The organism is Streptomyces sp. NPDC030838 (assembly GCF_055572035.1).
In genome coordinates this window covers 41,220-53,701 of sequence record NZ_JBVIED010000004.1, presented here as the reverse complement: position 1 = coordinate 53,701, position 12,482 = coordinate 41,220, and the positions used below count along the sequence as shown (strand labels likewise).

12 protein-coding genes and 2 tRNA genes are annotated in these 12,482 nt (G+C 69.9%); 7 read left to right on the top strand and 7 right to left on the bottom strand.

Annotation, left to right across the window (positions count from 1 at the left end):
• Window positions 1-14 precede the first annotated feature (14 nt).
• The 5 genes from ACZ42A_RS13435 to ACZ42A_RS13415 form a co-directional block, all read right to left on the bottom strand.
• The gene (locus ACZ42A_RS13435; protein WP_468527332.1) at window positions 15-785 is read right to left on the bottom strand and encodes an ABC transporter permease; all 771 of its coding nucleotides are present in this window, start codon (window positions 783-785) and stop codon (window positions 15-17) included.
• A gap of 5 nt (window positions 786-790) precedes the next feature.
• Window positions 791-1,762, bottom strand: coding sequence for an ABC transporter ATP-binding protein (locus ACZ42A_RS13430; RefSeq protein ID WP_468527331.1), 972 nt, complete (start codon window positions 1,760-1,762; stop codon window positions 791-793).
• 132 nt (window positions 1,763-1,894) lie between these two features.
• Window positions 1,895-1,970 (bottom strand) — tRNA-Gly (locus tag ACZ42A_RS13425).
• Window positions 1,971-2,050: 80 nt separating this feature from the next.
• Window positions 2,051-2,122, bottom strand: a tRNA-Gly gene (locus tag ACZ42A_RS13420).
• A 142-nt stretch (window positions 2,123-2,264) separates the two neighbouring features.
• Window positions 2,265-2,582 carry an Lsr2 family protein gene (locus ACZ42A_RS13415; RefSeq protein WP_399801366.1) on the bottom strand — a complete coding sequence of 106 codons (318 nt, stop codon included), beginning with the start codon at window positions 2,580-2,582 and terminating at the stop codon, window positions 2,265-2,267.
• A 321-nt stretch (window positions 2,583-2,903) separates the two neighbouring features.
• Between ACZ42A_RS13415 and purS the strand changes: the two genes are divergently transcribed.
• From purS to purM, 7 genes are all read left to right on the top strand, one after another.
• A complete protein-coding gene (gene purS, locus ACZ42A_RS13410) occupies window positions 2,904-3,176 on the top strand; it encodes a phosphoribosylformylglycinamidine synthase subunit PurS (RefSeq protein ID WP_468527330.1) in 273 nt (90 codons plus the stop codon).
• A complete protein-coding gene (gene purQ, locus ACZ42A_RS13405) occupies window positions 3,173-3,853 on the top strand; it encodes a phosphoribosylformylglycinamidine synthase subunit PurQ (protein ID WP_468527329.1) in 681 nt (226 codons plus the stop codon). The genes purS and purQ overlap by 4 nt, the downstream gene beginning before the upstream one ends.
• On the top strand, window positions 3,850-6,108 hold the full coding sequence (gene purL, locus ACZ42A_RS13400; protein WP_468527328.1) for a phosphoribosylformylglycinamidine synthase subunit PurL: 2,259 nt from the start codon (window positions 3,850-3,852) through the stop codon (window positions 6,106-6,108). Before purQ ends, purL begins: the two co-directional genes overlap by 4 nt.
• Before the next feature lie 80 nt (window positions 6,109-6,188).
• Window positions 6,189-6,986, top strand: coding sequence for a maleylpyruvate isomerase family mycothiol-dependent enzyme (locus ACZ42A_RS13395; protein WP_468527327.1), 798 nt, complete (start codon window positions 6,189-6,191; stop codon window positions 6,984-6,986).
• Window positions 6,987-7,029: 43 nt separating this feature from the next.
• Complete coding sequence (locus ACZ42A_RS13390; protein WP_468527326.1) at window positions 7,030-7,830, top strand: META domain-containing protein; 801 nt, start codon at window positions 7,030-7,032, stop codon at window positions 7,828-7,830.
• Between the two features lie 61 nt (window positions 7,831-7,891).
• Window positions 7,892-9,421, top strand: coding sequence for an amidophosphoribosyltransferase (purF, locus tag ACZ42A_RS13385; protein WP_468527325.1), 1,530 nt, complete (start codon window positions 7,892-7,894; stop codon window positions 9,419-9,421).
• 43 nt (window positions 9,422-9,464) lie between these two features.
• On the top strand, window positions 9,465-10,529 hold the full coding sequence (purM, locus tag ACZ42A_RS13380; RefSeq protein WP_468527324.1) for a phosphoribosylformylglycinamidine cyclo-ligase: 1,065 nt from the start codon (window positions 9,465-9,467) through the stop codon (window positions 10,527-10,529).
• A gap of 96 nt (window positions 10,530-10,625) precedes the next feature.
• Here the strand turns inward: purM and ACZ42A_RS13375 are convergent, their stop codons facing one another.
• Window positions 10,626-10,874, bottom strand: coding sequence for a DUF3073 domain-containing protein (locus ACZ42A_RS13375; RefSeq protein ID WP_468527323.1), 249 nt, complete (start codon window positions 10,872-10,874; stop codon window positions 10,626-10,628).
• A 327-nt stretch (window positions 10,875-11,201) separates the two neighbouring features.
• Window positions 11,202-12,293 carry a Leu/Phe/Val dehydrogenase gene (locus ACZ42A_RS13370; protein ID WP_468527322.1) on the bottom strand — a complete coding sequence of 364 codons (1,092 nt, stop codon included), beginning with the start codon at window positions 12,291-12,293 and terminating at the stop codon, window positions 11,202-11,204.
• Window positions 12,294-12,482: the final 189 nt, after the last annotated feature.

The following is a 12,482-nucleotide window of genomic DNA, read 5'->3' as shown; positions in this document are numbered from 1 at the left end:
CCGCCCCCCATCCGTCAGCGCCGCGGCTCCCACCGGAACCACCGCCGTACAGCAAACACCGCGAGCACGGTCCAGGCCAGCGCGGTGGCCGTGGCGCCCAGCGCCTCCGACCCGGAGAGGTCCCCGGTCCAGCCGCCCCGCACCAGGGTGATCGCCGGGGTCAGCGGCAGCAGTTCGCAGACGGACGCCAGCCGGTCGGGCAGCACCTCCAGCGGGACGGTGATCCCCGACCCCAGCATGGAGACGAACATCATCGGCAGCCCGGTCACCTGCGCGCTCTCCGCGGTCCGCGTGAAGGCGGCCGTGACCGCCGCGAGCGCCCCGCACAGCACGATCCCCAACAGCACGCCCAGCACGGCGAGATGAGGCGCGGAGGGCGCCCCGAGATCCAGCAGCACCACACACCCCACCGCCAGCACCAGGCACTGCGCGAGCCCGATCCCGGAGGCCGGCAGGGCGGCCCCGACCAGGATCTCCCGGTCCCGCAACTCGCCGGTGCGCAGCCGCTTGAGGACCAGTTCCTCGCGGCGGGTGACGTAGGCGGTGGTGAGGGCGGCGTAGACGGCGAAGAGCAGGGAGAAGCCGACGGCGGCGGGCAGCAGGACGGTGCCGACGGTCAGCCCCGCCCCCTTCAGGTCCATCTCGTCGACGGCCGACCGCACGCTGAACGGCAGCAGCAGCGGCACGATCACCGCGGCCACCAGCGTGGCCCGGCTGCGCCCCAGCAAGGTCAGCTCGGCCCGCGCCAGCGCGCCCATCCGCCCCGCGACAGTCGTCGTGCTCATTCCGCTCATACGGCAGCCCCCTGCGTCTCCGCGCTCTGTGCCGCGAGGGCCGACGCCCGCCCGGCGATCCCAAGAAACGCCTCCTCCAGCGAGGCCGACCGCGCGTCCAGCCGCCGCAGCTCGACCCCGGCGTCCCGGGCCCACACCAGCAGTTCCGTGGCCGCCCGCTGCAGCTCGTACGTCCGCAGCCGTACGGTCCGGCCGTCCACCTCGTGCCCGACGACGCCCAGCGCCCCGAGCGCCGGCAGGTCGCCGAGGAAGTAGCCCTCGGGCAGTTCGAAGGAGATCCGGGACGGCTGGGCGGCGGTGACCTCGTCCGGGGTGCCGCTCGCCGCGATCCGTCCCTCGTGCAGGATCGCCAGCCGGTCGGCCAGCTCCTCGGCCTCCTCCAGGTAGTGCGTGGTCAGCAGCACGGTCGTACCGCCGTCGCGCAGCGCCCGCACCAGATCCCAGGTCTCGCGCCGGCCCTCGGCGTCGAGCCCGGTCGTCGGCTCGTCCAGGAACAGCACCTCGGGGTCGCCGAGCAGCGCGAGCGCCAGGTCCAGCCGCCGCCGCTCACCGCCGGACAGCTGCTTCACCCGCACTTTCGCCCGCCGTCCGAGCCCGACGGTCTCCAGCGCCTCCCCGACGGGCCGCGCCCCGCTGGTGCACCCCGCCCACATGCGTACGGTCTCGGCGACGGTCAGCTCCGCCGGGAACCCGCCCTCCTGGAGCATCACCCCGGTCCGCGGGCGTACGGCGTCCCGCTCCCCGTAGGGGTCGTGCCCGAGCACCCGCACCCGGCCCTCGCTCGGCGGGGCGAGCCCCTCCAGCAGTTCCACGGTGGAGGTCTTCCCGGCGCCGTTGGTCCCCAGCAGCGCGAAGACCTCGCCGCGGGCCACGCTGAACGTGATGCCGCGCACAGCCTCGAACCCGCCCCCGTAGACACGTTTGAGGTCGGTGACCTCGATCACGTGCTCGTGTCCGTTTGTGTTCATGCCTTCAGCGTCCCGGCGATCGGGACCGCTCGGCAGTGCGCGCTGTCACCGGCGGACATGACAAATGTCAGAAGTCGAAAAGCCGGGGGACATATGCCAAAGGCCCCGGTCGATGACCGGGGCCTTGGTGACTGGAGCGGACGACGAGGCTCGAACTCGCGACCTCAACCTTGGCAAGGTTGCGCTCTACCAACTGAGCTACGTCCGCATTGCTCCCGACCAGCTTTCACTGACCGGTGCGAGCACCAGCCTACCTGATCCACAAGAGTGGTCCGTACGGCGGTGCAGAGCGGGTGACAGGAATTGCACACTGCGCCTTCCCCCTGGAAGGGGGATGTTCTGCTACTGAACTACACCCGCATGTACTCCGTGAGCTGGGCCTTTCGGCCTCGCCCCTCGGCGTGCTCCAGACTCTAGCTGATCAGCGGGGGTGCTGCGCAAGTCGGTTGCCGCGAGGGGCGGCTGAACGGCCGTCGGCGGGGCGTCCAGGGGCGACCCGGGCTCACTGCGCGGCGGCGAACGCCTCGTAGACCTTCTTGGGGATCCGGCCGCGCGCGGGGACGTCCATCTTGTTGGCCTGCGCCCAGGCGCGCACCGCCGCCGGGTCGGGGGCGACCTCCGTCTGCTTGTAGGCCCTGCCCGACTTCGACCGCTTGCGGCCGGCCTCCACGTAGGGCGCGAGCGCCTTGCGCAGTTTCCTGGCATTGGCTTCATTCAGGTCGATCTCGTACGACTTGCCGTCGAGTCCGAAGGCGATCGTTTCCGCCGCTTCCGAGCCGTCGATGTCGTCAAAGAGGGTGACCACGACCTTTTGCGCCACGAATATCGGTCCCTTCGTGCGGCACCTCAATGCAGCTCATCTGCGATGACGTTGCGATGACGTGCCGAGTATCGGCTATTGCCAATTCATTTGTACAGTGCCCGGCAAAGCAATGTGAAGCCCGACTAAATCTCTCCGCGTGTCCCGGCGCAATAGCTATCGCGGGCCGATCCGGGATCTTTCCCTGAACTTTTCGTGAAGGGGTCGCTCCGATGCCGGATCGTGACGACGGTTCCGTAGGTTCCTACAACTCTACTCGCGTAGAAATTTTGTGCGGGTAGTCTGAAGGAACCTGCTCAGCACCACACACCGGGAGTGCCAGTGGCACGCGTCGTAGTCGACGTCATGCTCAAGCCGGAGATCCTCGACCCCCAGGGCCAGGCGGTGCAGCGCGCACTGCCGCGGCTGGGTTTCGACGGGATCTCGGACGTCCGCCAGGGAAAGCGATTCGAACTGGAAGTTGACGGGCCGGTCGACGAGGCCGCGCTCGCCCGCATCCACGATCTTGCGGAATCCTTCCTCGCCAACACCGTGATCGAGGACTTCACCGTCAAGGTCGAGGAAGCGGCGGAAGTCGCGGAGGCCGTGAAGTGACCGCTCGTATTGGCGTCGTCACTTTCCCGGGCAGCCTGGACGACCGGGACACCCAGCGCGCGATCCGCCTCGCGGGCGCCGAGCCGGTCGCCCTCTGGCACAAGGACAAGGACCTGAAGCAGGTCGACGCCGTCGTTCTGCCCGGCGGTTTCTCCTACGGCGACTATCTGCGCGCCGGAGCCATCTCCCGGTTCTCGCCGGTGATGGAGACCGTCATCGAACAGGCGAAGGCCGGTCTGCCGGTCCTCGGCATCTGCAACGGCTTCCAGATCCTCACCGAGGCCCATCTGCTGCCCGGCGCGATGCTCGGCAACGACCACCTGCACTTCATCTGCCGCGACCAGAAGCTGCGGGTGGAGAACGCGGACACCGCCTGGACCAGCGACTACACCGCCGGCCAGGAGATCCACATCCCGCTGAAGAACATGGACGGTCGGTACGTCGCCGACGAGTACACGCTCGACCAGCTGGAGGCCGAGGGCCGGGTCGTCTTCCGCTACCTGGACTTCAACCCCAACGGCAGCCTCCGGGACATCGCCGGCATCACCAACGAGGCCGGCAACGTCGTGGGCCTCATGCCGCACCCGGAGCACGCCACGGAGCCGCTGATCGGCACCGGCCGCACCGACGGTCTCCCGTTCTTCACCTCGATCCTCAAGAAGCTGGTCAACGCATGAGCCGGACGCCTCTGGACACGGTCGAGCACGCGACCGCGACCCCCGACGTCGAGCTGCCCTGGGCCGAACTCGGCCTGAAGAAGGACGAGTACGAGCGCGTGGTCGAGATCCTCGGCCGCCGCCCCACCGGCGCCGAGCTGGCCATGTACTCGGTCATGTGGTCCGAGCACTGCTCGTACAAGTCCTCCAAGGTCCACCTCCGCCAGTTCGGCGAGAAGGCCCCCGAGAACGACGCCCTGCTCGTCGGCATCGGTGAGAACGCCGGTGTGGTCGACGTCGGCCAGGGCTACGCGGTCACCTTCAAGGTCGAGTCGCACAACCACCCGTCGTACGTCGAGCCCTACCAGGGCGCGGCCACGGGTGTCGGCGGCATCGTCCGCGACATCATCGCGATGGGCGCGCGCCCGGTCGCTGTCGTCGACCCGCTGCGCTTCGGCGCCGCCGACCACCCCGACACCAAGCGCGTCCTCCCGGGCGTCGTCGCCGGCATCGGCGGCTACGGCAACTGCCTGGGCCTGCCCAACATCGGCGGCGAGGTCGTCTTCGACGCCGTCTACCAGGGCAACCCGCTGGTCAACGCCGGCTGCATCGGTGTGATGCGGCACGAGGACATCCACCTCGCCAAGGCGTCCGGCGCGGGCAACAAGGTCATCCTGTACGGCGCCCGGACCGGCGGCGACGGCATCGGCGGCGCGTCGATCCTCGCCTCCGAGACCTTCGACGACGCCAAGCCGTCGAAGCGCCCGGCCGTCCAGGTCGGCGACCCCTTCCAGGAGAAGCTGCTCATCGAGTGCACCCTGGAGGCGTTCAAGGAGAAGCTGGTCGTCGGCATCCAGGACCTGGGCGCGGCGGGCCTGTCGTGCGCCACGTCCGAGCTGGCGTCCAACGGCTCCGGCGGCATGCGCGTGACGCTGGACGACGTACCGCTGCGCGACTCCACGCTCTCGCCCGAGGAAATCCTCATGAGCGAGTCGCAGGAGCGCATGTGCGCGGTCGTGGAGCCGGAGAAAGTCGACCGCTTCCTGGAGATCTGCGAGAAGTGGGACGTCATCGCCACGGTGATCGGTGAGGTCACCGACGGCGACCGCCTGGAGATCTACTGGCACGGCGAGAAGATCGTCGACGTCGACCCGCGCACGGTCGCCCACGAGGGCCCCACCTACGAGCGCCCGTACGCCCGCCCGTCCTGGCAGGACGAACTCCAGGCGGACGACGCGAACAAGCTCCCGCGCCCGCAGACGTCGGAGGAGCTGAAGGACCAGGTCCTGAAGCTGGTGGCCTCCCCCAACCAGGCCTCCAAGAAGTGGATCACGTCCCAGTACGACCACTTCGTGCAGGGCAACACGGTCCTCGCCCAGCCCGAGGACTCCGGCATGATCCGCATCGACGAGGAGACCGGCCTCGGCGTCGCCATCGCGACGGACGGCAACGGCCGCTACGCCAAGCTCGACCCGTACACGGGCGCGCAGCTGGCGCTGGCGGAGGCGTACCGCAACGTGGCGACGACCGGTGCCAAGCCCCTCGCCGTCTCGGACTGCCTGAACTTCGGCTCGCCGGAGGACCCGGCGGTCATGTGGCAGTTCGCGGAGGCCGTCCGCGGGCTGGCCGACGCCTGCCAGCAGCTCGGCACCCCGGTCACCGGCGGCAACGTCTCGCTCTACAACCAGACGGGCGAGGCGGCAATCCACCCGACCCCGGTCGTCGCGGTGCTGGGCGTCATCGACGACGTCGCCCGCCGTACGCCGGTCGCCTTCCAGGAGGAGGGCCAGCTGCTGTACCTCCTCGGCGACACCCGCGAGGAGTTCGGCGGTTCGGCCTGGTCCCAGGTCGTCCACGACCACCTCGGCGGCCTGCCCCCGCAGGTGGACCTGGAGCGCGAGCGCCTGCTCGCCGAGATCCTGATCTCCGCCTCCCGCGACGGCATGATCGACTCCGCGCACGACCTGTCCGACGGCGGCCTGATCCAGGCGGTCGTGGAGTCCGCGCTGCTCGGCGGCAAGGGCGCCCGCCTGGTCGTCCCGGACGGCCTGGACGCCTTCACCTTCCTCTTCTCCGAGTCCGCGGGCCGCGCGATCGTCGCCGTCCCGCGCTCCGAGGAGGTCCGCTTCAACGACATGTGCGGCGCCCGCGGCCTCCCGGCCACCCGCATCGGTGTCGTCGACGGCGACACGGTGGAGATCCAGGGCGAGTTCACCCTCTCCCTGGAGGAACTGCGCACCGCGCACGAGAGCACCATCCCGGCGCTTCTCGCGTAGGCGGCAGCCCGTACGAAGGCCCCGCCCGGCTCGTGAAAACCGGGCGGGGCCTTCGCCTGTCGTCCCCTAGGCTCACCGTCATGCCCCCGTCCAGGAAGCGCACCCGCAGCTACGACCCCGCCAAGATCCGCGCCGCGATCCTCGCCCAGTTCGGCCACGTACGGCAGGCCGTGCGCGGCCTCACCGCCGAGCAGTTGGCGCTCCCCACCCGCCTCGGTGACTGGACCGTCAGGGACCTGGCCGCGCACGTGACGATGGCCGTGGAGACGGTGAGCCGGAACCTCGAGCGGGAGGAGCCGGCCAAGGCGGAACTGGGGCTGCTCGACTGGCCCTTCGCGACCGCCGACCGGGCCGCCGACATCGCCGACGGAACACGCCGGCTCGCCGAGGAGAACCCGGACCTCGACGCCCTCTACGCCCGCACCGAGCAGCGCCTCACGGAGGCCCTGTCCACCGCCCCCGGCACCCGTCTGCTCGCGGCCCGCACCGGGGCCATGGCCCTCGACGACTACCTGGTGACCCGCACCGTCGAACTCGTCGTCCACACCGACGACCTGAACGCCGCCGTGCCGGGTCTGGACATCCCGTACGACCGTCAGGCCCTCGCCGCCTGTACGCGGCTGCTCGCGGATGCGCTGGCCGCGAAGGCGCCCGGCGGGTCGACGGAGGTGCGGATTCCGCCGTATGCCGTCGTGCAGTGCGTGGAAGGGCCGCGGCACACCCGTGGCACGCCGCCGAACGTGGTGGAGACCGATCCGCTGACCTGGATCCGGCTGGCGACCGGACGGGTGGAATGGCAGGCGGCTCTGGCGGAGGCCAAGGTCAGCGCGAGCGGGGAACGGGCCGATCTCGGAGGGCTGCTGCCGATCCTCGCGTAGCCGCGGGTGGAACCAATCACCCCACCCGCCCCGTCGAAGCGGCATGTACAGGCAGACGCACCGCATCACCCTCACCGCCGCCGCCCTCGCCCTGCTGCCCCTCGCGGCGGCCTGCGGCACCGAGAAGGCCGGCACCCAGCCCGCCGGAGCCGACGTCGGCGGGGTCACCGGCGTGCACTGGGCCGTCGACGGGGTCACCGTCGACGGGACCGCGCACGACGCCCCCGCCGGCGCGTACGTCACCATCGACGACGGCGGCAAGGCGCAGGGCAACTACGGCTGCAACCACTTCACCGCCCAGGCCTCCTTCGACGGTGACCGGGTCCGCCTCGGCGACGCCTCGGTGACCGAGATGGGCTGCGAGGAGAAGCCGATGAAGTTCGAGGAGACGCTGGCCCGCACCCTCGCCGACGGCCCGCTGAAGACCCGGGTCAGCGGCGACCGGCTGACACTCACCACCGACGGAGGGGACACCGTGCGGCTCAGCAAGGTGCAGGACGCCCCGCTGCTCGGCACCCGCTGGAACGTCACGGCACTCGGCGCCGACGGGGTCGCCCAGTCCCTGCCGGAGGGCGCCGAAGCGCATCTGACCTTCGAGAAGGACGGCAAGGTCACCGGACGCCTCGGCTGCAACAAGGTGAACGCCACCGCGACGGTACGCGACGGCAATATCACCCTGGGCACGCCGTCCACCACCCGAATGATGTGCGAAGCCTCACTCATGGACACGGAGAAGCGGCTCCTGCGGCTCTTCGACGGCACGGTCGAGTACCGCCTCGATCACCGCAGCCTCACGCTGACCAGCGAAAACGGCGAGAGTGTGACCGCGGTCGCGGCCGAGTGATCCACTGCGGAGGCGTATCCCCAATTCGGACCAGTGGTCGACCTCGCCTACACTCGGAGACGTGCCACGTGGTGACGGACGACTCAACCACGACCTGCTCCCCGGTGAGAAAGGCCCCCAGGACGCGTGTGGCGTCTTCGGTGTCTGGGCTCCGGGCGAAGAGGTCGCCAAGCTCACGTACTTCGGGCTCTACGCCCTCCAGCATCGGGGTCAGGAATCCGCGGGAATCGCGGTCAGCAACGGCTCCCAGATCCTCGTCTTCAAGGACATGGGCCTGGTCTCCCAGGTCTTCGACGAGACCTCTCTCGGTTCGCTCCAGGGTCACATCGCGGTCGGACACGCCCGCTACTCGACCACCGGCGCCTCCGTGTGGGAGAACGCCCAGCCGACGTTCCGCGCCACCGCGCACGGTTCCATCGCGCTCGGTCACAACGGCAACCTGGTGAACACGGCCGAGCTGGCCGAGATGGTCGCCGAGCTGCCCAAGGACACCAACGGCCGGTCGACCCGGGTCGCCGCGACCAACGACACCGATCTGCTCACCGCGCTGCTCGCGGCCCAGGTCGACGCCGACGGCAAGCCGCTGACCATCGAGGAAGCCGCCCACACGGTCCTGCCGAAGGTCCGTGGCGCCTTCTCCCTCGTCTTCATGGACGAGCACACCCTGTACGCCGCCCGCGACCCGCAGGGCATCCGCCCGCTGGTCCTCGGCCGCCTGGAGCGCGGCTGGGTGGTCGCCTCCGAGACCGCCGCCCTCGACATCTGCGGCGCGAGCTTCGTCCGCGAGATAGAGCCGGGCGAGTTCGTCGCCATCGACGAGAACGGTCTGCGCACCTCGCGATTCGCGGAAGCGAAGCCCAAGGGCTGTGTCTTCGAGTACGTGTACCTGGCCCGCCCGGACACCGACATCGCCGGCCGGAACGTGTACCTCTCCCGTGTGGAGATGGGCCGCCGCCTGGCGAAGGAGGCCCCGGTCGAGGCCGACCTGGTCATAGCGACCCCGGAGTCCGGCACCCCGGCCGCCATCGGCTACGCCGAGGCCAGCGGCATCCCGTTCGGCGCCGGCCTGGTGAAGAACGCCTACGTCGGCCGTACGTTCATCCAGCCCTCGCAGACGATCCGCCAGCTGGGCATCCGGCTGAAGCTGAACCCGCTGAAGGAAGTCATCAAGGGCAAGCGCCTGGTCGTCGTCGACGACTCCATCGTGCGCGGCAACACCCAGCGGGCCCTGGTCCGCATGCTGCGCGAGGCGGGCGCCGCCGAGGTCCACATCCGGATCTCCTCCCCGCCGGTGAAGTGGCCCTGCTTCTTCGGTATCGACTTCGCCACCCGCGCCGAGCTCATCGCCAACGGCATGACGATCGACGAGATCGGCACCTCGCTGGGCGCCGACTCCCTGGCGTACATCTCCATCGACGGCATGATCGAGGCGACCACGATCGCCAAGCCGAACCTGTGCCGCGCCTGCTTCGACGGCGAGTACCCGATGGAGCTTCCCGACCCCGAGCTGCTGGGCAAGCAGCTGCTGGAGACCGAGCTCGCCGCCGGTCCCGCCGCCACGGCCGCCGCCGACGCCCTCCGTCGCCCGTAGCCGTCCGCGTTACCTGCCGTACGACACGAAGGTTCTCAAAGCCATGTCTGAGACAACTGGTGCCAGCTACGCAGCCGCGGGCGTCGACATCGAAGCGGGCGACCGCGCGGTCGAGCTGATGAAGGAGTGGGTGAAGAAGACCCAGCGCCCCGAGGTCCTCGGCGGCCTCGGCGGTTTCGCCGGCCTCTTCGACGCCTCCGCCCTCAAGCGCTACGAGCGCCCGCTGCTCGCCTCCGCCACCGACGGCGTGGGCACGAAGGTCGACATCGCCCGCCAGCTGGGCGTGTACGACACGATCGGCCACGACCTGGTCGCGATGGTCATGGACGACATCGTCGTCTGCGGCGCCGAGCCGCTGTTCATGACCGACTACATCTGCGTCGGCAAGGTCCACCCCGAGCGGGTGGCGGCCATCGTGAAGGGCATCGCGGAAGGCTGTGTGCTGGCCGGCTGCGCCCTGGTGGGCGGCGAGACGGCCGAGCACCCGGGCCTGCTGGGCGAGGACGACTTCGACGTCGCCGGCGCCGGTACGGGCGTCGTGGAGGCCGACCGGCTGCTCGGCGCGGATCGTATCCGTAAGGGTGACGCGGTGATCGCCATGGCGGCCTCCGGTCTTCACTCGAACGGGTACTCCCTCGTTCGCCACGTGCTGCTGAACCAGGCGAAGCTGTCCCTGGACGCGCGCATCGACGAGCTGGGCCGCACCCTCGGCGAGGAGCTGCTGGAGCCGACCAAGATCTACTCGCTGGACTGCCTGGCCCTGACCCGCACCACCGAGGTGCACGCCTTCAGCCACATCACGGGCGGCGGCCTGGCCGCCAACCTGGCCCGGGTCATCCCGGACGGGCTGCACGCGATCGTCGACCGGTCCACCTGGACCCCGGCCCCGATCTTCGACCTGGTCGGCAAGACCGGTCAGGTCGAGCGGCTGGAGCTGGAGAAGACCCTCAACATGGGCGTCGGCATGATGGCGATCGTGCCGCAGGAGTCGGTGGACGTGGCTCTGGCCACCCTGGCCGACCGCAGCGTCGACGCGTGGGTCGCGGGTGAGATCACCGAGCGCGGCGAGCACACGACGGGCGCCGAGCTGGTGGGCGACTACGCCTAGCACCGGCGTCCGGGGGCGGAGCCCTGTGACGGCAGCACGAAACCCGGTCCGGCACTAGAAGTCCGGGACCGGGTATCGGCTAAGCCGCTGCAAGCGTTACGCGCCGCGACGGTGCTGCGAGGAGTCGTCTTCGTCCTCGTCGTCGTCGTCCTCGTAGAGGTCGGCGTACTTTGCGTACAGGTCGTCGTCGTGCTCATCGTCCTCGAAGCGGTCGCCGTTCGGCGACTGGTTCGACGTCGATGCGCCCAGCTCCTCGGCCAGGCGTGCGAGGTCAGTCCCACCGCTGTTGTACTTCAGCTGGCGGGCGACCTTCGTCTGCTTGGCCTTGGCCCGGCCGCGCCCCATGGCTCGACCCCCTCAACGACGGGGCTCGACGGCCCCAGAGTCTTGACACGCGTTCATGATCCGGAACGGACTCTCCGTGGAGAGGCCGGTCCGTAGGGCTTCCACGGTACCTGAGCCCGCGCCCATACGGTACGTCGCCCGCATGACGTGCCCGCGCCCAGGACCTTCGAGGCGCCCCGTCCTCGCTGGTCAGTGGCGATTTTAACCACTTATTGGCGGGCGACCCGCCGGTGGAAGTGAGAGTTCTCTCTAACTGCCCACCGGCAGGTACCGCTCAAACCCGCGCGTCGGCCCCGCGGGACCTCACCCGGAACCTCCTCCGGAACGTCACCATCCGCGTGCCGCGGCGGCCTCGGCCATCCGCTGCTCGGCGATCCGGTCGGCCGCCGCGGCCGGCGGAATCCCGTCGGCCTTCGCACGTGCGAATATGGCCAGCGTGGTGTCGAAGATCTTCGCCGCCTTCGCCTTGCACCGCTCGAAGTCGAAGCCGTGCAGTTCGTCGGCCACCTGGATGACACCGCCGGCGTTCACCACGTAGTCCGGCGCGTAGAGGATCCCGCGGTCGGCGAGGTCCTTCTCGACACCCGGGTGGGCGAGCTGGTTGTTGGCCGCGCCGCACACCACCGAGGCGGTCAGCACCGGCACGGTGTCGTCGTTCAGCGCCCCGCCGAGCGCGCAGGGAGCGTAGATGTCCAGACCGTCGATCCGGATCAGCTCGTCGGTGTCCTTCACGGCCAGCACGTTGCGGTGCCGCTCGGTGATCCGGTGTACGGCCTCCTCGCGCACGTCCGTGACGAAGACCTCGGCGCCCTCCGCGACCAGGTGCTCCACCAGGATGTGGCCGACCTTGCCGACGCCGGCGATGCCGACCCGCCTGGCCCGCAGCGAGGGGTCGCCCCACAGGTGCTGGGCACCGGCGCGCATGCCCTGGTAGACGCCGAAGGCGGTGAGCACGGAGGAGTCGCCCGCGCCGCCGTTCTCGGGGGAGCGCCCGGTCGTCCAGCGGCACTCGCGCGCCACGACGTCCATGTCGGCGACAAACGTGCCGACGTCACAGGCGGTGACGTACCGGCCGCCGAGCGAGGCGACGAAACGGCCGTAGGCGAGCAGCAGCTGTTCGGTCTTGATCTTCTCGGGGTCACCGATGATCACGGCCTTGCCGCCGCCGTGGTCCAGCCCGGCCATGGCGTTCTTGTACGACATCCCGCGCGCGAGGTTCAGCGCGTCGGCGACGGCCTCTTCCTCGGTCGCGTACGGGTAGAAACGGGTACCGCCGAGGGCGGGGCCCAGAGCGGTGGAGTGGATGGCGATCACGGCCTTGAGGCCGCTGGCACGGTCCTGACAGAGCACGACTTGCTCATGACCGCCCTGATCCGAGTGGAACAGGGTGTGCAGGACGCCGTCGGTTACGTCGGTCACTGTGGTGACTCCTGAGGTGAAAAACGGCGGGTGGGGATAGCTCCCGTGCGGGTGGCGGGGGCTTTGAGCACGAGATTAGAGCCTGTGAGCGCCGCCGAGCGGACAGTGTTCAGGATCACCTCCTCACGGAGTACGGCCGTGCGACGATTTGCATAGTTTTCCCGCGGCTTTGTCGGCGGGTTCCGCAGG

Excerpts from the sequence above, each read along its gene's own strand:
- ACZ42A_RS13435 (WP_468527332.1), bottom strand. The coding sequence starts at position 785 with ATGAGCACGACGACTGTCGCGGGGCGGATGGGCGCGCTGGCGCGGGCC.
- ACZ42A_RS13430 (WP_468527331.1), bottom strand. The coding sequence starts at position 1,762 with ATGAACACAAACGGACACGAGCACGTGATCGAGGTCACCGACCTCAAA.
- purL (WP_468527328.1), top strand. The coding sequence starts at position 3,850 with ATGAGCCGGACGCCTCTGGACACGGTCGAGCACGCGACCGCGACCCCC.
- ACZ42A_RS13395 (WP_468527327.1), top strand. The coding sequence starts at position 6,189 with ATGCCCCCGTCCAGGAAGCGCACCCGCAGCTACGACCCCGCCAAGATC.
- ACZ42A_RS13390 (WP_468527326.1), top strand. The coding sequence starts at position 7,030 with ATGTACAGGCAGACGCACCGCATCACCCTCACCGCCGCCGCCCTCGCC.
- purM (WP_468527324.1), top strand. The coding sequence starts at position 9,465 with ATGTCTGAGACAACTGGTGCCAGCTACGCAGCCGCGGGCGTCGACATC.
- ACZ42A_RS13375 (WP_468527323.1), bottom strand. The coding sequence starts at position 10,874 with ATGGGGCGCGGCCGGGCCAAGGCCAAGCAGACGAAGGTCGCCCGCCAG.